The following is a 20,762-nucleotide window of genomic DNA, read 5'->3' on the forward strand; positions in this document are numbered from 1 at the left end:
GGTGCCTCCTCCCCGAGGCAGGAGGCACCGGCGTCGTCCCCCACCATTTTTGAAGGAGATCCGCCATGAACGACCCCATCACCCTGAACGGCATCACGCTGAACGCTTCCCCGGTCCGCCGGCAGGAGCAGATCCTCACCCCGCAGGCCATGGACTTCCTGGCGAAGCTCCACGCCGAGTTCGAGCCGCGCCGCCACGAACTGCTGGCCGACCGCGAAGACCGGCGCCGCAACATCGCCGCCGGCGAGGACCCGCGCTTCCTGGCCGAGACCCGCCACATCCGCGAGGACGACTCCTGGCGTGTCGCCCCCCTCGCCCCCGGGCTGGAGGACCGCCGCGTGGAGATCACCGGGCCGACCGACCGCAAGATGGCCATCAACGCGCTGAACTCGGGTGCGAAGGTCTGGCTGGCCGACCTCGAGGACGCCTCGACGCCTACCTGGCAGAACGTCATCGGCGGGCAGCTGAACCTGCGCGCGGTGCTGGACGGCGAGCTGGACTTCACCTCGCCGGAGGGCAAGGAGTACAAGGTCACCGGGCAGACGCTCACCGAGCTGCCCACGATCGTGGTCCGCCCCCGCGGGCTGCACCTGCCGGAGAAGCACCTGACGATCAACGGCAAGCCGACCTCCGGCTCGCTGGTGGACTTCGGGCTCTACTTCTTCCACAACGCGCAGCGGCTGATCGCCGGCGGGCGGGGCCCGTACTTCTACCTCCCGAAGATCGAGAACCACCAGGAGGCCCGCTTCTGGAACGACGTGTTCGTTTTCGCCCAGGACGCGGTGGGCATCGAGCAGGGCACCATCCGGGCCACCGTGCTCATCGAGACCATCACCGCGGCGTTCGAGCTGGAGGAGATCCTCTACGAACTGCGCGAGCACTCCGCCGGGCTGAACGCCGGGCGCTGGGACTACATCTTCTCGGTCATCAAGAACTTCCGCACCCGCGGCCCGCGGTTCGTGCTGCCCGACCGGGCGATGGTGACCATGACCGCCCCGTTCATGCGCTCCTACACCGAGCAGCTGGTCCGCGCCTGCCACCGCCGCGGCGCGATGGCCATCGGCGGGATGAGCGCCTTCATCCCCAACCGCCGGGACGAGGCGGTCAACGCGGTGGCCTTCGAGAAGGTCCGGGCCGACAAGACCCGCGAGGCCGGCGACGGCTTCGACGGCTCCTGGGTCGCCCACCCGGACCTGGTGCCGGTGGCCCGCGAGGTCTTCGACGAGGCCCTCGGGGACCAGCCGAACCAGCTGGACCGCCAGCGCGAGGACGTCGTGCCCGATGACCGCTCACTGCTCGACATCGCCGGCACCCAGGGCCTGATCACCGAGGCCGGCGTGCGGATGAACGTGGAGATCGGGATCCGCTACATCGAATCCTGGCTGCGCGGCAATGGCGCCGTGGCCCTGCAGAACCTGATGGAGGACGCGGCAACCGCCGAGATCTCCCGCTCGCAGATCTGGCAGTGGATCCACCAGGGTGCCGTGACCGACGAGGGCGAACTGATCACCACCGAGTTCGTCGAGGAGATCGTCGACGACGAATTCGCCCGGATGGAGCGCTTCGAGGGCGACCGGTTCGCCGACGCCCGCGAGATCTTCGACGAGTGCGCGCTGCGCGAGCAGTACCCCGCATTCCTCACGGTGCCGGCCTACACCCGGTTCCTGTGCCAGTCGAAGGCCAAGCAGACCATCGACGCCTAAGACCACCGCCCGCCCCGCGGCGTTCCCCCTCCATTGGACCCGGCTTCGGCCGGCGCGGGGCGGGCGGCTTCCCGACCGGACAACGGACCCCACTGGCAGAGCGGCCGGGGTCCGTCGTTCCCTTTAACTAATGCCCCACTTTCGAGTGCCGTCGTGGGTTGCCGCTACCCGCGGTCGTCCGTGCCCGCGCAGACCTGATGACCAGCCGTACCGCATGAAAGGCGCAGGGCGTCGTGAGGTCCCCGAAGACGGTCCCACCATTCGCCGAGGAATGGCCCAAGACCCGACTTTCGCCGTCGTTCCGTGGATAGCCTTCATGTGTCGGTGCGAAGCGAGCGGCCCGGCCACGGGAACCGTCCTGCGCTTCGCAACTCTCGACACGTCCTCCACTGCCCTGCCCTGCGGGTAGGTCCTGCCCGGGGAATGACCTTCGGGCCATATCGAAAGTGAAAATTCATCATGCGCAAGTCCCACAAGCTCCTCACCGCCGTCGCCCTCGCCGGCATCGCCTTCGCCGGCGGTTCCGCCTTCACCGGCACCGGCCTCACGAACGAGGCGGGCAGCACCCAGTTCATCGGCGGCCAGGTCTCGCAGTCCGTCACCGGGGCCACGCTGGCCGGCGTGGACTACGACTTCACGGATAGCACCCAGGACAGCATCAAGACGATCAACCTGTCCTTCGCGAACACCGAAGACGGCAAGGCCGTGACCGTCAACCCCCAGGGCGGCACCGGCGGCGCGTTCAGCTGCACCACCATCAGCGCCAACGCCTCGACCTGCACGTTCGCTCCGACGGCCAACGAAACCGGCTACACCGGACTGACCAGCCTGGACATCACCGTGGGCACCCTGGACAACGCTGCCTAGTCCCTTCCCCTCCCCGGTGCGCCCGCGGCAATGCCGCAGGAGCACCGGGGAGACCAGCCATCCTGACGGCAAGTAGCAAAGGTTCCGGCGTTCCCCAACGCCGCGATGACGTGGTGGCCCGGCCGTTCCCGGGCCGCCACCCCTCTTCACCACCCTAGGAGCACCGTGTCCAGAGCACGCCCGCGCATCGCCGGAGCGGGGACCATCGTCGCCGCCCTTGTCTGCACGCTGGTCGCGGTCCTGCTGGCCAGCCACCAGATCGCGTTTGTGAGCACTTATGGGGTGAGCATGAACCCCGTCTACTACCAGGGAGACCTGGTCGTGGTCTCCCGTGCCGATGCCTACTCCCCCGGTGACATCGTCGCCTACCACCTCACCGGTAGCGACAGGGTGGTCCTCCACCGGATCATCGCCTCGGACACCAACGGATTCACCTTCAAGGGCGACAACAACGAATCCATCGACGTCGACCACCCCAAGGCTCCCCAGCTCATCGGCAAGGCCTGGTTCCACATCCCCCACGGTGGGGACTTCCTGCGGGGAATCACCTCTCCCCCGATGCTGGGCTTGATCGCCTTGGCGCTGCTGGCCGGCGCAACCCCCACCCTGACCCGCCGGCGGCGCCGCCGCGCAGCAAGGAGAGAACAGATGTCATCCCATGTCGCCGTGCAGAAGGCCCGCCGCATCCAGCGGGGGATGATCGAGGGTCCACGCGCCGCGTGGACAGGCTCCACAGCCGCGTTGGCCATCCTCGCCATTGCCTTGGGCACCTGGGCATGGACCGGCCCGGCTGGTGATGCCGCCGCTGCTCCGGAAAACCAGGAGATGACGTTCTCCTACAGCGCGGAGGTCCCGCGCACTGCGGCCTATGACGGGACGTCTGTTGTCTCCCCGGATCCCGTGTTCCGCCGCGTCACCGATACGGTCGAGGTGCACTATTCCTACAGCGGACCGGCGGCGACCATTGCACCGGTGGCCGAGCTCTCCGCTCCCGGCGGTTGGCACACGACCGTCCCCCTCGGCGACTCCACCACCGTGCAAAGCGGCCTGCACCAGGGCAGCGTCGAACTCGACATCGCCGCCCTGCAGACCCGGGCGGACCGGGCGGCGAAGGTCACCGGCCTGCAGGCCACCCCGCTGACCGTTGAGGTGGTCCCGGTAGTGACCGGGCCCGGAGTCGACTTCCGCCCCGCACTCAAATTGTCGGTCACGGCGCTGCAGGTCTCGCTCGTCGATCCCGCAGCACTGACCGTCGCGCCGTCCGATGCATCCGGCATCCCCGCTGAACGCACCTTATCCGTCGGTGCCTGGCACCTCACCGCCGAGGCGGCACGCGTGGTGGCGCCCCTGCTGCTGGCCGTGGCCCTGGCCGCGCTGGCGCTCGTCGCAGCTGCCGTCTACCGGCAGCCGGCGAGCGGGTCGGCAGAGGCCATCCGACACAGGTGGCCGTCGCTCGTTGTTCCCGTGCACCCCATTCCCATGCCTCCCGGGCGCCCCGTGATCGACGTCGTCGATTTCCCCACACTGGCCAAGCTCGCGGAACGCTACGGCTTGCTCGTCTTGCACTGGAGCCGCAGCGACGTCGAGACGTTTATTGTCCAGGACCACAGCACCACGTACCGGTATCGGTCGGGCGAAGCCCCTGCACCCGCCTACGCCGTCGAACAGCAGGAGTCGACGACGTCAGAAATGCGCTGAATACCTCAGCACGACGACAAACGCCGGGCCTCGGAGCACCATCGGGAGCCCGACGTTTGTCGTTGTTTCCGTTGGACGGCGCAGCAGAGCGTTGGAATAACCTCATCCTGCAGCCGCTGGATGGCGCTCCGGTGCGGACCGCGTAGACGTCGGTGCTCCCCAGCCCGGACGTGACCTGCCAGCCGGTCCACGCCACGCTTAGCCGGCCGTCTGCGAGGAAGCGCAGCAGCTCCTGGGCAACGGCCGTCGGGCCTCTGGGCGGGGCCCCAGTCCCTCGTCACCACCCGGACTCCGAGATGCCGTGCGGCCGAAAGCCGGAAGATCGGTGGGCGTTGGCTCCAAGAAGCCGTCTTAGCGACACCGCCATGTGAGCATTCTCGCCGTAGCTCCCGACGGAATTCCCTTGCTTCAGTCAGTCTTGCCCGGCTTCTCATTCGTGCATCACGAAAAGTGGAACTCCACAGCACGCACGGTTCCCCTCGGAAACCAGGGCTAACAAGCGGTTCAAATACACCTACAACGCAGCAAATCCCTTGCTTCGCTTAGGTTGCCTAAGGCTTCACACAGGAAACACGAAAGTCGGTTCCTGAGGTGAAATCACGTTGCTATGTTTTTTGTAGCGCAGGGCAATCAAGCTCCCGCACCTCACCAAAACCACTTCCTTCAGGAGTACTCCATGCTGTCCATCTACGCCACCCTCCAGACCCTCGGCTTCAAGATCAAGAACCGCCTCCAGCAGGACGAAACCGGGGCGACGGCCGTCGAGTACGGCATCATGGTCGGGCTCATCGCCGTCGTGATCATCGGACTTGTCTTCACCCTGGGTGATGATCTCGCAGCCAAGTTCCAAGAAATCATCGACGGCCTCAACAACCCTGCCGGCACGGCGACGACTCCATAACCCCGCAAATCAGCACGATGGCGGCGGAGCGACCGCGCCGCCGCCAGCGTGCAGGAACCCTATCAACTGCCCAAACCTCATCGGCGAAGGACCAAGTATGGAACGGAAGAACGAACGCGGTGCAGCTGCCGTGGAGCTCGCCATAGTTCTACCCGTCCTGCTCCTCATCCTCATGGGCATCATCGAGTTCGGCCACGCCTACAATGCCCAGCTGACCCTCACCCAGGCAGCCCGCGAAGGCGTGCGGACCATGGCCATCTCCAACGATCCGACGGCCGCTCGCACGGCAACCCGGAACGCCGCTCGAACCCTCTACCCAAACCCCACCGACATCGATATCGCACCGGCGGCCTGCACGCCGGGCGCCACGGCCACCCTCACCATCACCTACCCCTTGGCCACCATCACCGGCGTCGTCGGCCCCATTACCTTGAAGGGCAAGGGAGTCATGCGATGCGGAGGCTAACGCGGTCCAGGGACAACGAACGCGGTGCGATCAGCGTGGTAACCGCCTTCCTTCTGGTGGCCCTGCTCGGATTCACCGCGATCGTAGTTGACGCCGGCATGCTCTACGCCGAAAAGGCCCAACTGCAAAACGGTGCCGACGCCGCGGCCCTGGCCATCGCCCAGGACTGCGCCCGCAACCTCGCCTCGTCGGACTGCTCCACCACTTCTTCGCTTGCTCGCAGTTTGGCCAATGCCAACGCCAACGACGGACTCAGCAAGGTCCAGTCCGTCACCCTCAACAAGTCGGCGGGCAAAGTCACTGTAGCCACCGGCGCACAGGAATCCGGCGGGGAATCGAACCGGATCTCCCTGTCCTTCGCCCGCATCCTCGGCATCGATTCAGCGGTCGTGGGAACCAAAGCAAGCGCCCAATGGGGAAGCCCCGTGGCTGGCCGCACCGTGTTCCCCGCTGCCTTTTCCATCTGCCAAGTTCAAGGGAACATCGACGGGAACCTGCAACGTCTCGGGCTCCACGGCGGATCCTACGCCAACCCCAGCTGCAACTACGGACCCTCCGGGGCAACCGTGGCCGGTGGCTTCGGCTGGCTCGCCCAGGACACGGGACAATGCGGTGGCTACATCGACTTGGCCACCCAAGAGGGTGGTAGTGCCACGGGAAACAACGAACCACCCAACTGCACGGCCATTTTCAACCAGTGGATCACCGAACTCACTGCCGGTCGTCACCCCACCGTTTTGCTTCCTGTCTTCGACCGCGTGACGGGTACTGGCTCCGGCGCGATCTATGGGCTGACGGCCTTCGCAGCTTTCGAAGTGGCCGGTTGGAAGTTTACCGGCGGTTCCACCGCGCCGGCCGTTTTCCACAACACCTCATCGTTCGTCGGCGCGCAGGAATGCACCGGCGACTGCCGCGGCATCATCGGCCGCTTTGTCCGCTACGTATCCCTCGACGAGGGCTACACCCTGGGCCCGGTTCACCCCTTCGGTGCGACCGTTGTCCGCATGATCTCTTAGGAGCCTTTGTGAAGTCCCGACTACTGGGCGGTGTCGCCGCCGTCGTCCTCGCCCTGATCGGAGCGGTGCTCGTGTTCTCCTACGCGGCAAATGCCGACGCACGCGCTATGGCCGACCTGCAACCCACTGATGTCCTGGTCGTCCGCAAGGCAATTCCGGCCGGCACTGCGGTAGAAAAGATCTCCGACTCGGTTGCCCTTGAAAAGCGTCCGGCCGGCTCGGTTCCAAGCGGTACCCTCAGCACTCTCGACGGACTCACCGGCACTGTGGCCGCAGCGGACTTGGTGCCCGGAGAGGCTCTGGTGGGACAGCGCCTCGTTGACCCCAAGACCCTTCAGACACCCGGTTCGATCCCCATTCCCAAGGGCCTCCAGGAAGTCACCTTTGCCCTCGAGCCGCAACGGATGATCGGCGGTACCATCTCGGCCGGTAGCACCGTCGGGATCTTCGCCTCCTTTGACAAGGACGCCCTGGAAAAGCACCCCGGGGAAGAAAGCACCCAGCGGGTGTTCCACAAGGTGTTGGTGACCCGTCTCCAGCGGGCAGATCCCGCGACCGAGCCTGCTCAAGGCTCCCAAGCTCTGCCGACAGGTACCATGCTCGTCACTGTTGCCGTCAATGACCAGGCAGCTTCCAAGATCGTCTTCACAGCGGAGTTCGGCCATATTTGGCTGACCAACGAGCCGAAGGATGCCAAAGAAGACAACCCGCCAAAGCCTGTCCGCATCACCGAGGTGTACCCGTGAGCCGTTTCGTCCTGATCACCCCCGATGCTCGATTCGACCAGCTCGTCCGTACCGCCGTGGCCGGCAGCATGCACGGTGAGGTCCGCTCATTCCTCACCGCGGCCTTGCCCGAGGATCCCCAGCAGCTCCTGTCCGGACTTGCCGTCCAACCCGAGGTCCTCATTCTCGGCCCCGATGTCCCCGTGGACGAAGCCCTCCGGCTCGCAACGGTTTTCGACGTGCAATTCCCCCACGTCAGCATCGTGCTCGCCGGAGAATACGAACCCGACGTCGTGGTGCAGGCCATGCGCGCCGGCATCCGCGATGTACTGAGTCCTGCGGCCGAGCTCGCGCAGGTCACAGCCGTCCTGGAACGTGCTTGCCAGGCGCATTCGGCGCGTCGCCGTACCCAACAGCCGGTAGACACCCAGTCCTCCGACAAAGGCCTGGTCATTGGCGTGTTCTCGCCCAAGGGCGGCGTGGGTAAGACGACCGTCGCAACGAACATCGCCGTGGGCCTGGGCAAGCTGGCCCCCATGGGCGTCGTCATTGTCGACCTGGACCTGCAATTTGGCGACGTGGCCTCGGCCTTGTGCCTGGACCCCGAGCACACGGTCCTCGACGCGGTCTCGTCCACTGCCAGTCGCGACAGCCTGGTCCTGAAAGCCTTCCTGAGCGTGCATCCGGCGGGGTTCTACGCCCTCTGCGCACCGACGAACCCTTCCGACGCAGACCACATCACCGTCGAGCAGGTCGGCCACCTGCTCGATCAGCTGGCCCGGGAATTCCAGTACGTCGTCGTCGACAGTGCGCCGGGGCTTCCCGAGCTCGGACTCACTGCCATGGAACGCTGCACCGACGCCGTGTGGGTGACAGGCATGGACGTACCCAGCGTGCGCGGTCTGCGCTCCGGCTTGGATGTCCTCAAGAAATTGGACATCTTGCCCGAAACGCGCCACGTCGTCTTGAACATGGCCGACCCCAAGGCTGGGCTGTCCATCCAGGACATTGAGGCCTCCATCGGGGCCCCGGTCGATGTCAGCATCCCGCGTTCACGCGCGGTGGCGTTTTCGACCAACCGCGGCATTCCCGTCTTGCAACAACAGAAGACCGACCGCGCAGTCAAGGGCTACCGGCGGCTTCTCCAACGATTCGATCCCCAATGGCGTGCCCAACCAGCCCGCAAACTCCATAGAAGGGTGGTGCTCCGGTGAAACTTTCCGAACGTCTTGCCGCCGTCGAAAACGGCACGCGCGGAACGGCTCCAAGGCAGCCAGCGGAAGCCACGCCCACCGCCGCCCCTTCAACGGAGCAAGGGGGAACCGACTCCCATCGTTCCGACTCAGGCGACGGAACCACCGAAGAATCCGGCTCCCTAGCCGCTGCGCCCGGCGACGGTTTCCCCCATACTGCAGGAGGCCCGCTCGAAAACTTCGCGCTGTCTGCGGAGCCTTCCAGCATTTACACTCGAATGCCTGCCACGCGCACTCCGACGCCCAAGAGCACCGTTCCCCACCCCGTGGACGCCCTGGGTGCCCTCAAGGAACGTGCTGCCACCGCCCTTTTTGACCGCTTGGGCACCCGGTTCAGCGATTCCACCCTCACAGACGAGGATCTGCGCGCCAGTGCGCGGGATGAGCTGGCCCAGGTCATCGATGCGGAACGGGTCCCCCTTTCACCGGCCGAGCGTTCCCGCCTCATTAGTGACGTGGCCAACGACGTGCTCGGCTACGGCCCCCTGCAGCAGTACCTGGACGACGACAACGTCACCGAAATCATGGTCAACCGCATGGACCGCATCTACGTCGAGCGCAAGGGCAAGCTTGTCCTCACTGATTCCCGCTTCAGTTCCGAGGAACACCTGCGCAAGGTGATCGAGCGCATCGTGTCCAAGGTCGGGCGCCGCATCGACGAATCGTCTCCGCTGGTCGACGCGCGCCTGGAGGACGGCTCCCGTGTCAATGCCGTCATTCCGCCCCTGGCCGTTGGCGGATCCTCCTTGACGATCCGCAAATTCAGCAAGGTTCCACTCACGGTGCAGGATCTGATCGGCTTCGGAACGCTGACGCCTGAAATGGCCGAACTTCTTGAGGCCTGCGTGAAGGCGAAGCTGAACATCATCGTTTCCGGTGGTACGGGCACGGGCAAGACCACGCTTCTCAACGTCCTCTCGTCCTACCTGCCCCAAACTGATCGCATCGTCACCATCGAGGATGCGGTCGAACTCCAGATCCAGCAGGACCACGTCGTCCGGCTCGAAAGCCGACCCCCCAATACGGAAGGAAAGGGCGAAGTGACGATCCGCGAACTACTGCGCAATTCCCTGCGTATGCGCCCGGATCGGATCGTGGTCGGCGAGGTTCGCGGCGGGGAGTCGCTGGACATGCTCCAGGCCATGAATACCGGCCACGACGGTTCACTCTCCACGGTGCACTCAAACTCACCTCGTGACGCCATCGCCCGCTTGGAAACACTCGTCCTCATGGCAGGCATGGACCTGCCCTTGCGTGCCATCCGGGAGCAAATCTCCTCCGCAGTGCACTTGATCATCCAAATCTCACGCTTGCGCGACGGCACTCGACGGATTACCCATGTCACGGAAGTCCAGGGCATGGAGGGCGACATCGTCACCCTCCAGGACGCCTTTGTCTTCGACTTCGCTGCTGGCGTGGACGATTCCGGGCGCTTCCTGGGCAAGCCGGTCCCCACCGGCATTCGCCCCGGCTTCATCAGCCGCTTCGAGGATATGGGGATCCACGTCTCCCCCGCCGTCTTCGCCGCCCGCACGTTCAGCGCGAACAATTCCTAGGGAGGACCATGGAACTGCTACTTGGCACGATCTGTGTCCTCCTCGCTCTTGGCTTGGTGCTGGGCGTGGCCCTGCGCCCCAGCCGCCTGCTGCCGCTCGAACGCCGCCGCCCCGTCGACAGTGCCGCTCCAACGCAACTGTCAAAGCTCGCGGGCGGCGCCACCGGAATGCTCGATCGATTCCTCAGCCACCACCCGATCCGGCTTTTCGACAACGAGTCGCTGGAAAGGGCAGGGCTCAGGTTTCGCCAAAGCGATTTCCTGGTTCTCGTCACTGCCATCGGCCTGGTTGGAATGATGTTGGGTCTCCTGGTGTCGGGCGTCGGTTTGGGCATCTTCTTGTTCCTTCTGGCCCCTCTGGGCGGCTACCTGTTCGTCCAGCGTCGAGCCGCCAAGCGGCGCCAGGAATTCGGCGACCAGCTCGTGGACACCCTGCAGTTGCTTTCCGGCAGCCTCCGCGCCGGGCACAGCATTCTCCGTGCCCTGGATGCCGCTGCTTCCGAGTCCGCGTCGCCCACTGCCGAGGAAATGCGTCGTGCAGTCACCGAGACCAACCTGGGGCGGGACTTGTTGTCCTCCCTCAACGACACCGCAACGCGGATGCGCAGCGAGGACTTCACGTGGATCGCGCAAGCCGTCCAGATCAACCGCGAAGTCGGCGGAAATCTCGCGGAAGTGCTGGACCAGGTCAACGGAACCATCCGCGAACGTAACGAAATCAAAGGTCATATTGCTTCTCTGGCCGCAGAGGGCAAATTCTCCGCCTACATCCTGATGGCCATGCCTGTGGGCATCATCGTGATGCTCATGCTCATCAGCCCGGGCTACATGACCCCGCTGTTCACGCAACCGCTGGGATGGGTGATGATCGGCGCCTCGGTGGTGCTGATGACCATCGGCGGACTGTGGATGCGCAAGATCATCGACCTGAAGTTCTAAGGACCGGATCATGCCATTTACCATCATCGCCGGTGTCCTGCTGATCGGCTGCGCCCTGCTGTATTTCGGGCTGGCCCTCTTCACCGTGGACCGCCGCGCGCAGGCCGCCATCCGCGGAAACCTCCTCCGGGGAGTCGTCCAGGACCAGACGACCGCACAACCAAGCGTGGGCTTCTTGGCGGATCTGGGACGCCGGCTGACCCCGGAATCATACTTGAGGAGACTCGACCACCTGCTGTCACTCGCCGGCCGCCCGGCGTCGATGCCGTTGGACCGGCTGCTCGCCCTGAAGCCCGGACTGGCGCTGTGCGGCGCCGTCATCGCAGTGCTGTTCGCCTTGAACCCCGCCCCCATCATGAAGCTGCTCGCAGTGGGACTCTTCGTCGTCTCCTATTTCCTTCCGGACCTTTTATTGGTCAGCCAAGGCCAGAAACGCCAACAGGAACTGCAGCTCGAACTGCCCAACACCTTGGATCAGATGCTGATCAGCGTTGAAGCAGGATTGGGCTTCGAGGGTGCCGTGGCCCGTGCTGGGGAAAACGGAAAGGGCCCGATGGCCGAGGAATTGATCCGCACCCTGCAGGACATGCAGGTCGGCCGATCCCGTCGCGAGGCCTACACGGCGCTCACCCGCCGGACCAACGTCCCCGAGCTGCGGAGCTTCGTCCAGGCCGTCGTACAAGCAGATACATACGGCATTGCCATCAGCCAGGTCCTGCGCGTCCAGGCGAAGGTCATGCGGGTGAAACGACGCCAGCGCGCGGAAGAGAAGGCCATGAAACTGCCGGTCAAGATCTTGTTTCCGCTGTTGTTCTTCATCTTCCCGGTCCTCTTCATCGCCATCCTTGGGCCGGCGGTCATCAACGCCATAGCGCAATTTAGCGGCGCATGATGGGGCGCGTCCCCACCATCCGCCTGGTTCGCGTTTTACCGAGCGGCACCGAGGCATCGCTTTACTCGTCCTTTACACGCGTTTAGGCGCAGGTAGCGCAAGGTTTGCACAAGTTGCGATACAAACCATCCGATTTCCACCGACCGAGACGTAGCCTAGACAAATGAACCCGCCGCCCACCGCTCCGCTCGAGGATCCCCCGGCCCCCGAGACAGCCATTGCCAGAGATGAACCGCCCATGTGCACTGCTACTCACCCGGAAGAACCGCCGCTGGTGGATTTGGACGTACTCCACGACCTTGAGCAGCAGCTCGACGGCCGTTCCGCTGTCCTCGGCTTCGTCGGCGACTTCGCGGACCTCTGGGCCTCCCGGTACACGCGTGTGGCCGAAGCTCTGGGTACCGGGGACGATGAAGCAGCAATGGACGCGCTGCTCAGCCTCAAGGCCTCGGCGTCAATGGTCGGAGCAACGCGGCTGGCGGCTCGCGCCGAGGACATCGAAAGCGCCATGAAAAGAGGGGACGCGGGCGACGGCAGCACCTTCCTGCCCTCATTGTCGTCGTGCGGCCGACTCACCTTGCAAGCGCTGCAGGAAGACTACGTCACGCCTTCAGACGCCGACTGACCAGGCGGGGAGTCAACCGTTCTCGGCCACCGGAGTTAGCCGGTATCCGACACCGCGCACTGTCATCAGCCATCGAGGATTCTTGGAATCCTCCCCCAGTTTCCGACGCAAATTTCCGATGTGGACCTCGATGGCGCGCTGGTCGAAGTCGCTGACATAGCTGTCAGCAGGCTGGCTACCACCACGGACGACACGGACGAGGTCTGCCTTCGTCCGGACCGCACCTGCGCTGCGCATGAGGTCGTGCAGCAAATCAAATTCACTCCTGGTGAGCGTCAGGACGGCGTCCTCGAGAGTCACAACGCGCGCATCCGCATCGAGCACCAACCCATCATGGCGCAGGATCGACCGCTTGGTCGCTGCCGAGCCTCCCGAAGGCGCAGCACCAGCGCGAGTCATCGTCCCCGAAGCGCGGGGCCGCCGGAGCAAGGCAGCAACCCTCGCCCTCAACTCACGGGGGCGGAACGGCTTCGTCAGGTAATCGTCGGCACCGATCTGCAATGCCATCAGCGTATCGGTCTCATCCGCGCGCGCAGTCAGCATGATCACGTAGCAATCGGTGGCGGCGCGGATTTGGCGCAAGACCTCATGGCCATCAATATCCGGCAAGCCCACATCGAGCGTGACCACGTCCGGGCCCACCTCACGCACCAGATCCACGCCCTCGTGACCGGTGGACGCAGTGCTCACGTCGAATCCGGATTGCTGCAGGACGGCGACCAAGAGGTTCCGCACATCGGCGTCGTCCTCGATGACAACAACTGCCCCCTGGCTGGCCATCTTCCCCCTTGCTCACTATGGGGCCAAACGACGAGGTCCGGCCAATTCGTCCACCGTGCTACACGGGAGACACCTTCGTAGACTACAAGGCAGATGCCCGTTACGTAATAGCGTGCGCCGTTGACGGACTACAGGTACAGCGGCGAAATCGTGACAGGTTCAGGCAGTATGGGGACATGCCATATTCACGGGGGGACGTGCACGCCAACTTGGGGCCGCAGGCTCCGCCGACCGAGGAACTGCAGCCGACCCGGCTGCTCTTCCACCTGGGCCGGCTCGGACCGAGAGCGCGCATCGGACTGTGCCATCTGCCACTCACGGTGGTTCTCACGGTTCTGGCCTTGTCGGTACCCTCGCTGTGGGCCACGCTGTTCCACAGCGACTTCGTCCGCCTCGGCATCATCTTCTACGTGCTGCTGGTGGCCAGTTGCTGGGTCATCCCCTGGGAACGCCTGCCCGACACGGCCCCCCTGGTCATCCCAGTGGGCGACCTGATGGCCCTAGGAATGCTGAGCTATGGTGTCTCGACGAACCTCGACGGTCTCGCGGTTCTGGCGGTCTTCCCGATCATCTGGCTCTCCGTTTCCGGGATGCCGCGCTGGATGTCGGCGGCCATCAGCTTCGTGGCTCCCCTGTTGATCATGAGGGCTGCAGCGTCCTTTTTACCCGAGAGCACGGACGTACAGCTAACCGGTTCCTTCCTGCTCCCCGTGATGTTGCTGGCGGTGTCCCTCGCGATCCGCTCCATCACGGGCAACGTCGCGGCGCAGCAGCGGAAACTGGCCCGGAAAGACAAGGAGCTCCGGGGGCTGCTCCTCTCGAGCAACCAGCGCGAACGGCTGCTCGAGGCCGTCCTGGACGCCGTCGAGGTGGGCATCATCGCGGTTGACGCCACCGGCACGCCGATCGTGGCCAACGAACGCATGAAGCGGCTCTTCCCTCCACCGGCGCTCGAGTCCCGGGGCGGCCAACATGTGGTGCTCTACGGACAAGACCGGAAGACGGTCCTCAATGCCGACAAGCATCCCGTCCAACGGGCCGTTGAGGGCGAGGAATTCGGCGACTACGTGGTGTGGGCCGGTGAAGGCAACGAACAGCGCGCCTACTCCACCGCTGCCCGCAGCATGCGCGACGGGGGCGGCGCCTTTGGCGGTGCCGTCATCGCCTTCAGCGAAGTCACCGGACTCTATGAGGCAGTGCTCGCGAAAGACGACCTCGTGGCAAATGTCTCCCATGATCTCCGCTCACCGTTGACGTCCATTCTGGGCAACCTCGACCTGGTGCTCGAGGAGCTCGACTCGGACGCCCGAGCGCCCTTGGGCAGCGTCGCGCACTATTTGCGCTACTCCCAGCAAAACGCCGAACGGCTCCTTGAACTGGTCTCGGATCTGCTGCTCTCGGCGTCGGCGGCCACCAGCATCCATCCCCGCCGGACAGACATCGCAGGACTGATCGAATCCTGCTTGGGCTCCCTCAATTCGCAGGCGCGGGCACGACGGATTTCCCTGGCCGTGGACGTCCCCTCGCCCTTGTGGGGCCACGTGGACCCGCTACGCATCGCCCAAGTCCTGGACAACCTCATCTCCAATGCCATCAAGTACTCGCCGGATGGCAGCGAGATCGCCGTGACAGCAGCCTCGGACGGACGCGAAGTAACTGTGTCGGTACGCGACTCGGGTCTGGGGATGTCACCCCAAGACGCAGCGCGGGCCTTCGACAAGTTCTTCCGGAGCGAGGCAGCACGCGAAGCCGCCATCCCCGGCACGGGCCTGGGCCTGTCCATCGCCAAGACGATCGTGGACCGCCACGGCGGACACCTCCACTGCCGCACAGCGTTGGGCCAAGGAACGACCATGGAGCTGCTGCTGCCCGTGGACCCGGCCAGCTGACCGGACCACAATGGGAGGCACGGACCTAGATGTCGTCCTCGTAGGCCGGACCGCCTTCGCCTTCCCACGTTTCCAGCCGACGCACCTTTGAGGAATTGAACTTCCGGCGGACCCCGCACCCGCCCTGGTCGTCATCGGGAATGAACACCACGCCGTGCTCCTCCAGGGCCCGGCGCAAGTGCCGGAGCTGGTCGGCCGCCAGGGGCTCTTTGCCCTTCTCGAAGGCCCTGACCTGCTGCTTCTCCAGGCCGGCGGCCCGGCCGATCACTCTGGCCGAGACCTGGGTCAAGGCACGGGCTGCACGGGCGAGATCGGGGGTGAGGTCCTCTGGTGTCGTCATCATGCCCCGATCGTCCCAGATTTGCACCGCGAGTCCAGCCCGGGCCCGACATAGGATGGTTTTCGTCCGGACCGACCGGGCCACGGGACACCGGGAGCCGTCGATGCAACCAGTTCTCGAGGACCGCCGGACGGTCCGCTTCGCGGCGGCCGTCACGCAGGTGTTCTCCCCCGTGCTGCTCGTCAGCGCCTACCTGTTGCTGCTGCCGTTGCGTGCTGACGCGGTGACCTGGCTGCAGGCGCTTTCCGCCGCCTGCTTCACCACCGGCATCCCGTGGGTGTTCGTGGTCTGGATGAAGCACCGCGGTCATGTCACGGATCTCCACGTGAGAAACCGTGCCCAACGCTGGCCGGTCTTCGTCTTCGCCGCGGTGTCCCTGCTGTTCGGTGTCGCTGCCGAACTGATGCTGGATGCACCACCGGCGGCGTTCGCGTCCCTGGCACTTGTCCTGGCCGGGCTGGTCATCTGCGCCGTGGTGAACCTGCGATGGAAGCTCTCCGTCCACACCGCCGTGGCGGCGTTCATCTGGCTCTCGGCCTTCGCCACCTACCCCTGGGGCCCGGCGGCCGCCCTGTTCCTGACGATGCTGGTGGGGTGGTCCCGCATCGAGGTCCGTGACCACACCCCGGCCCAGGTCCTGGCCGGTTCCCTGGTCGGGTGCCTCGTTTTCACCGGCGGCCTGCTCCTGGCGTGACGGGTCCACGCGTCGGTTGTGCCAGAGTGGGACGTGAAAGCGCCGCGGGAAGCCGGGCACACGATCCATCCGAAGGAGCCGCCGTGGCCTTGCGCGTCCTGGTCCCCTCAACCGAGCTGGCCGAAGCCGTCCGTGGCCCCGGGATCGAAGTTGCGGTCTGGCATATCGACGACGACGAGTCGGCCCCGCCGGCAGCCGACGTCCTGATTACCGAGCGGCCCCGCCACCACGTCAACCGCCCGCGGGTGCGCGACGTCGCGGGATTGCGGCACGTGCACCTGCTGTCCATCGGCTACGAATGGGCGCTCGACCACCTGCCGGCGGCGGCCACCCTGTCCAACTCCCGCGGGGCCGTCGAGGACGCCACGGCCGAACACGGGCTCGCCCTCATCCTGGCCTCGCTGCGGCGGCTTCCGGCCGCGGCGGCGCAACAACGCGAGCGGCGCTGGGCCCCCTTGTGGACCACGTCCCTGCATGGCGCGAACGTCCTGGTCCTGGGCCACGGCGGCGTCGGACGGGAAATCTGTGCCCGGTTGGAGCCGTTCCGGCCCGCCCGCATCGTCCCCGTGGCCTCGCACGCCCGGACCACCGGCGACGGGGTCCAGGTCCACGCGGTCCCGGAGCTGCCCGACCTGCTGCCCCATGCCGACGTCGTCGTCGTGACCCTGCCCCACACCCCCGACACGGAGCACCTCGTCGACGCCGCCTTCCTCGCCCGGATGCGCGACGGCGCACTGCTGGTCAACATCGGCCGGGGCGCCGTCGTCGACACGGACGCCCTCGTCGCGGAGCTGGCTGCCGGGCGCCTGCGCGCGGCCCTGGACGTCACCGATCCCGAACCGCTTCCGGCCGAGCACCCGCTGTGGGACGCCCCCGGATGCCTGGTCACCCCGCACATGGCCGGCAACACGGCCGAGTTCGTGCGGCTCGCCTCCGAGCTGGCCGCCGATCAGGTCCGGCGGCTCGCTACCGGCCGGACGCCCCTCCACCTCGTGGGCTGAACGCCGGATAACCGCCGGTCCGGCGCAAGAGGACGACGGCGACCACGGCACCGATCGCCGCTGCCCCGCCATGGATGTCCCCGCCGACCAGCAGGATGGCTGCGGCCAGCAACCCGGCCATCCCCGCGATCCGCGGCTGTATTGATGGCCCGGCGAGGCCGCGGACCAGCAGCGACGCTGCCAGGCCGTAGATGACCACCGAGTTCCCCGCGCCGAAGGGCTGGACCACCCACCCCCACAGCTGGGCGCCGAGTCCCGCGCACAGGGCGATCACCGTCCACCGCCGGCTGCCCCAGGCCTCCTCGGCCGGGATCCCGATCCACAGCAGGGCCGCCAGGTTGAACACCATGCCGGCCCATCCGCCGTCCTGGACGACCGGCGCCGTCGCCACCCGCCAGAGCTGTCCGGCCCACGTGGCGTCCGGGTCGCGTTGCCAGGCCTCCAGCAGCCAGCCGGCGACGGTCAGCTGCAGCACGGACGGCACCGCGACCACGACGAACGCCACCGCGGTGGCCACCGGTCGGAGGCGCAGCCTGGGCCGATCCTCGCCGCGGTCCCGGCCGGCCTGCCAGGCGATAAAGGCCGTGCACAGCACGACGACGTAGAGTCCGATGGCCAACGCAGGATTCATGGGCACCAGTGTCCCACCGTCGTCGTCCGCCGCTCCAGAGCAGGCCCGCGCAGGCGGGGAGATCCGGGCAGATGCCGGTACGCTGGGAAACCATGGAGAACATCACGCTCAACCCCGGCGACCAGGTCGTCTTCACCTCCCTCGAAACCCTCGACAAGACGGATCTGGCCACGGCCACCACCGCCGCCGGTTTCGTCGTCGGGCCCGGCGTGTCGAAGAAGACCAGCCTGCTCGTCGCCGGGGACCCGGACGTGGAATCGAGCAAGGCCCGCAAGGCCCGCGACTACGGCATCCCCGTGATCGGCGAGCGCGACTTCGTCGAGGCCTTCCTCGGCGGCGCCCTGCCCGTCCCGGCCGGCGCGCCCGAGCTGCCGGCCCCCACCTCGCTGGAGGACCTGCCGGACAACGCCAAACGCGACCTGACCGCCGTGAAGCTCGGGTGCTCCGCCCTGCGCGAAGAGCTGTCCGTCCACGCCCTGGTCAAGACCCCGGAAGCGGGCACGTTCATCGTCCGTGGCCCGGCCCGCTACTCGGCCCTCGGCGAGGCCTGGATGGTCGGCGGCGTCGCGGTGGCGGGATCGGCGAAGGCCCCCGACAAGGTCGTCCGCGTCCTGGGGCTGGCCGGCGGCCCCGAATCCGAGCCCGAGGACGGGCTCGAACGACTGGACGTCAACCACCCGGTCTACGGGGAGTTCAGCGTCTACGGGCCCGTCCGGCGGCACGTCGGCCTGGACCTGGTGGGCCCGTGGATTCGCGGCGGCGTCCACAGCCGGGACTGACCGCGGCGGGGCGTGTTCCCGCCCACCCGCACCACCGGCCGGGAATAGCCGCGGCGTCCCAGGTTGTTGCCTGATGCAACCCCAACGTCAGGAGACCTTCGTGGATCTGTTCTCGCCGCTCACCCTGGGCGACCTCGAGCTGGACAACCGGCTCGTCATGGCCCCGCTCACCCGCTCGCGTTCCCGCCTCGACGGAGTCCCAAACGACGACGTCGTCGAGTACTATCGCCAACGCGCCTCGATGGGGCTGATCGTCAGCGAGGGCGTCTACCCCAGCTCCATCGGGCAGGGCTTCGTCCGCCAGCCCGGGCTGGAGACCCCGGCGCAGATCGCCGGCTGGCAGCGGGTGACCGACGCCGTCCACGCCGAGGGCGGGTTGATCGTCGCCCAGGTCATGCACGCCGGTCGGGTCACCCACCCCGAAACCACCGGGCACGACCACGTGGTGGCCCCCAGCGCCATCGCCGTGGACGGTGTCTCCCGCACCTACACCGGCAAGCACCCGTATCCGGTCCCGCACGCGCTGGGCACCGACGAGCTGCCCGGCGTCGTGGAGGAGTTCGTGCGCGGTTCCCGCAACGCGATCGAAGCCGGGTTCGACGGCGTCGAGCTGCACGGGGCCAACGGCTACCTGCTACACGAGTTCCTCGCCTCCAGCTCCAACCAGCGCACCGACGCCTACGGCGGTTCCCCCGCGAACCGCGCCCGGTTCGTCATCGAGGTCGTCGCCGCCGTCGCCGCGGCCATCGGGGCCGGGCGCACCGGCCTGCGCATCTCCCCCGAGCACAACGTCCAGAGCACGCTGGAAACCGATCCCGAGGACGTGGCGGCGACCTACGGTGCACTGGTGGACGCGATCGCCCCGCTGGGCCTGGCCGCGCTGAGCATCCTGCACGCCGATCCGTCCGGGCCCCTGGTCCAGGACCTGCGGACCCGCTTCGGCGGTCCGGTCCTGCTCAACACCGGCTTCCAGACCATCACCACCCTCGACGACGCGGCCTCGGTGGCCGGCAACGGCTGGGGCGACGCCGTGGTGGTGGGCCGCCCGGCGATCGCCAACCCGGATCTGGTCCGCCGTTGGCGCGAGGGCCTTCCGCTGAACGAGCCCGATTCCTCCACGTTCTACACCGAGGGCCCGGCCGGCTACACCGACTACCCCTTCTGGCAGAACTGACCTCAGGGAATATCCGCCGGCGAGGAGAGGTTGAAGCTCGCATGACTTCTCCCCGCCTCGCCGTCGACATCTGGTCCGACATCGCCTGCCCGTGGTGCTTCATCGGCAAGCGCCGGTTCGAATCCGCCTTGGACACCCTGGAGTTCCGCGACCAGGTCGACGTCACCTGGCACAGCTACCAGCTGGACCCCTCGCTGCCCGCGCACTACGACGGCACCGAGGCCGAGTACCTCGCGCAGATGAAGGGCATGGACCCGGCCCAGGTCGCCCAGATGCTCGCCCATGTCAGCGGGCAGGCCGTCGGCGAGGGCCTGGCCTACGACTTCGAGGCCCTGCGCCCGGCGAACTCCTTCACTGCACACCGCCTGCTGCACCTGGCCGCCGAGCACGGCGTGGCCGGTGCTCTGAAGGAGCTGCTGCTCTCGGCGCACTTCGAGCAGGGCCTGGACACCGGGGACCCGGAGGTGCTCCGTGCCCTCGGTGCCGACGCCGGAATCCCAGATGACGCCGTCGTGCAGGTGCTCGACTCGGAGGCCTACCGCGACGAGGTGGAGGCCGATTTCGCGCAGGCCCGCGCGCTGGGCATCAGCGGCGTCCCGTTCTTCGTGCTGGACATGAAGTACGGCATCTCCGGCGCGCAGCCGGCCGAGCTCTTCGCCGAGGCGCTGACCACCGCCTGGCAGGAGAAGGCCCCGCTGACCATGGTCAACGCAGGAACCACCGCCGGGAACGACGGCGGGAACGACGCCGGTGCCCCCGCTGGTGCCGATGGCCAGGTGTGCGGGCCGGAGGGCTGCAACTAGCCAGCACCGCCCTGGGAGGCGGGCTCCCGGG

21 protein-coding genes are annotated in these 20,762 nt (G+C 66.6%); 18 read left to right on the forward strand and 3 right to left on the reverse strand.

The annotated features are described in order from the left end of the window. Window positions 1–65: 65 nt before the first annotated feature. The 12 genes from aceB to AB8M85_RS11130 all read left to right on the forward strand — a co-directional run bounded on the left by aceB (window position 66) and on the right by AB8M85_RS11130 (window position 12,640). Entirely contained in the window at window positions 66–1,703 is a 1,638-nt protein-coding gene (gene aceB, locus AB8M85_RS11075) for a malate synthase A (protein ID WP_372698872.1), read from the forward strand. 459 nt (window positions 1,704–2,162) lie between these two features. Further along, a complete protein-coding gene (locus AB8M85_RS11080) occupies window positions 2,163–2,570 on the forward strand; it encodes a hypothetical protein (protein WP_372698873.1) in 408 nt (135 codons plus the stop codon). 165 nt (window positions 2,571–2,735) lie between these two features. Beyond that, window positions 2,736–4,268, forward strand: coding sequence for a signal peptidase I (locus tag AB8M85_RS11085; RefSeq protein ID WP_372698874.1), 1,533 nt, complete (start codon window positions 2,736–2,738; stop codon window positions 4,266–4,268). A gap of 676 nt (window positions 4,269–4,944) precedes the next feature. Then, the gene (locus AB8M85_RS11090; protein WP_372698875.1) at window positions 4,945–5,169 is read left to right on the forward strand and encodes a Flp family type IVb pilin; all 225 of its coding nucleotides are present in this window, start codon (window positions 4,945–4,947) and stop codon (window positions 5,167–5,169) included. Window positions 5,170–5,266: 97 nt separating this feature from the next. Further along, complete coding sequence (locus AB8M85_RS11095; RefSeq protein ID WP_372698876.1) at window positions 5,267–5,635, forward strand: TadE/TadG family type IV pilus assembly protein; 369 nt, start codon at window positions 5,267–5,269, stop codon at window positions 5,633–5,635. After that, window positions 5,623–6,651, forward strand: a complete 1,029-nt coding sequence (locus AB8M85_RS11100; RefSeq protein WP_372698877.1) for a pilus assembly protein TadG-related protein — start codon at window positions 5,623–5,625, stop codon at window positions 6,649–6,651. Before AB8M85_RS11095 ends, AB8M85_RS11100 begins: the two co-directional genes overlap by 13 nt. An 8-nt stretch (window positions 6,652–6,659) precedes the next feature. Beyond that, a complete protein-coding gene (locus AB8M85_RS11105; protein ID WP_372698878.1) occupies window positions 6,660–7,397 on the forward strand; it encodes a Flp pilus assembly protein CpaB in 738 nt (245 codons plus the stop codon). Further along, window positions 7,394–8,590 carry a CpaE family protein gene (locus AB8M85_RS11110; protein ID WP_372698879.1) on the forward strand — a complete coding sequence of 399 codons (1,197 nt, stop codon included), beginning with the start codon at window positions 7,394–7,396 and terminating at the stop codon, window positions 8,588–8,590. The genes AB8M85_RS11105 and AB8M85_RS11110 overlap by 4 nt, the downstream gene beginning before the upstream one ends. Next, the gene (locus AB8M85_RS11115; protein WP_372698880.1) at window positions 8,587–10,185 is read left to right on the forward strand and encodes a CpaF family protein; all 1,599 of its coding nucleotides are present in this window, start codon (window positions 8,587–8,589) and stop codon (window positions 10,183–10,185) included. The genes AB8M85_RS11110 and AB8M85_RS11115 overlap by 4 nt, the downstream gene beginning before the upstream one ends. A gap of 8 nt (window positions 10,186–10,193) precedes the next feature. After that, the gene (locus tag AB8M85_RS11120; RefSeq protein WP_372698881.1) at window positions 10,194–11,123 is read left to right on the forward strand and encodes a type II secretion system F family protein; all 930 of its coding nucleotides are present in this window, start codon (window positions 10,194–10,196) and stop codon (window positions 11,121–11,123) included. 10 nt (window positions 11,124–11,133) lie between these two features. Further along, window positions 11,134–12,015, forward strand: a complete 882-nt coding sequence (locus AB8M85_RS11125; RefSeq protein ID WP_372698882.1) for a type II secretion system F family protein — start codon at window positions 11,134–11,136, stop codon at window positions 12,013–12,015. Window positions 12,016–12,178: 163 nt separating this feature from the next. Continuing rightward, complete coding sequence (locus tag AB8M85_RS11130; protein WP_372698883.1) at window positions 12,179–12,640, forward strand: Hpt domain-containing protein; 462 nt, start codon at window positions 12,179–12,181, stop codon at window positions 12,638–12,640. A 12-nt stretch (window positions 12,641–12,652) separates the two neighbouring features. On the opposite strand, the gene AB8M85_RS11135 is transcribed toward AB8M85_RS11130, so the two are convergent. Beyond that, complete coding sequence (locus AB8M85_RS11135) at window positions 12,653–13,420, reverse strand: response regulator transcription factor (RefSeq protein ID WP_372698884.1); 768 nt, start codon at window positions 13,418–13,420, stop codon at window positions 12,653–12,655. A gap of 176 nt (window positions 13,421–13,596) precedes the next feature. Here AB8M85_RS11135 and AB8M85_RS11140 point away from each other — a divergent pair, with 176 nt between their 5' ends. After that, window positions 13,597–15,309 (forward strand): sensor histidine kinase, encoded by a 1,713-nt coding sequence (locus AB8M85_RS11140; protein WP_372698885.1) that lies wholly within the window; start codon window positions 13,597–13,599, stop codon window positions 15,307–15,309. A gap of 25 nt (window positions 15,310–15,334) precedes the next feature. On the opposite strand, the gene AB8M85_RS11145 is transcribed toward AB8M85_RS11140, so the two are convergent. Continuing rightward, window positions 15,335–15,652, reverse strand: coding sequence for an XRE family transcriptional regulator (locus AB8M85_RS11145; protein WP_372698886.1), 318 nt, complete (start codon window positions 15,650–15,652; stop codon window positions 15,335–15,337). Between the two features lie 100 nt (window positions 15,653–15,752). Between AB8M85_RS11145 and AB8M85_RS11150 the strand changes: the two genes are divergently transcribed. Together AB8M85_RS11150 and AB8M85_RS11155 are read left to right on the forward strand one after the other, a co-directional pair. Further along, window positions 15,753–16,343, forward strand: a complete 591-nt coding sequence (locus tag AB8M85_RS11150) for a phosphatase PAP2 family protein (RefSeq protein WP_372698887.1) — start codon at window positions 15,753–15,755, stop codon at window positions 16,341–16,343. 83 nt (window positions 16,344–16,426) lie between these two features. Further along, the gene (locus AB8M85_RS11155; RefSeq protein WP_372698888.1) at window positions 16,427–17,344 is read left to right on the forward strand and encodes a 2-hydroxyacid dehydrogenase; all 918 of its coding nucleotides are present in this window, start codon (window positions 16,427–16,429) and stop codon (window positions 17,342–17,344) included. Here AB8M85_RS11155 and AB8M85_RS11160 read toward each other — a convergent pair. Continuing rightward, the gene (locus tag AB8M85_RS11160; protein ID WP_372698889.1) at window positions 17,310–17,975 is read right to left on the reverse strand and encodes a rhomboid family intramembrane serine protease; all 666 of its coding nucleotides are present in this window, start codon (window positions 17,973–17,975) and stop codon (window positions 17,310–17,312) included. The genes AB8M85_RS11155 and AB8M85_RS11160 overlap by 35 nt on opposite strands. A 92-nt stretch (window positions 17,976–18,067) precedes the next feature. On the opposite strand from AB8M85_RS11160, the gene AB8M85_RS11165 reads away from it, so the two are divergent. The 3 genes from AB8M85_RS11165 to AB8M85_RS11175 all read left to right on the forward strand — a co-directional run bounded on the left by AB8M85_RS11165 (window position 18,068) and on the right by AB8M85_RS11175 (window position 20,731). Then, the gene (locus AB8M85_RS11165; protein WP_372698890.1) at window positions 18,068–18,754 is read left to right on the forward strand and encodes a BRCT domain-containing protein; all 687 of its coding nucleotides are present in this window, start codon (window positions 18,068–18,070) and stop codon (window positions 18,752–18,754) included. A 73-nt stretch (window positions 18,755–18,827) separates the two neighbouring features. Further along, on the forward strand, window positions 18,828–19,928 hold the full coding sequence (locus AB8M85_RS11170; RefSeq protein WP_372698891.1) for an alkene reductase: 1,101 nt from the start codon (window positions 18,828–18,830) through the stop codon (window positions 19,926–19,928). Window positions 19,929–19,969: 41 nt separating this feature from the next. Then, window positions 19,970–20,731 carry a DsbA family protein gene (locus tag AB8M85_RS11175; RefSeq protein ID WP_372698892.1) on the forward strand — a complete coding sequence of 254 codons (762 nt, stop codon included), beginning with the start codon at window positions 19,970–19,972 and terminating at the stop codon, window positions 20,729–20,731. The last annotated feature ends 31 nt before the right edge of the window (window positions 20,732–20,762 follow it).

Origin of the sequence: Arthrobacter sp. JSM 101049, assembly GCF_041679245.1 — a bacterium.
Taxonomy (GTDB): domain Bacteria; phylum Actinomycetota; class Actinomycetes; order Actinomycetales; family Micrococcaceae; genus Arthrobacter_H.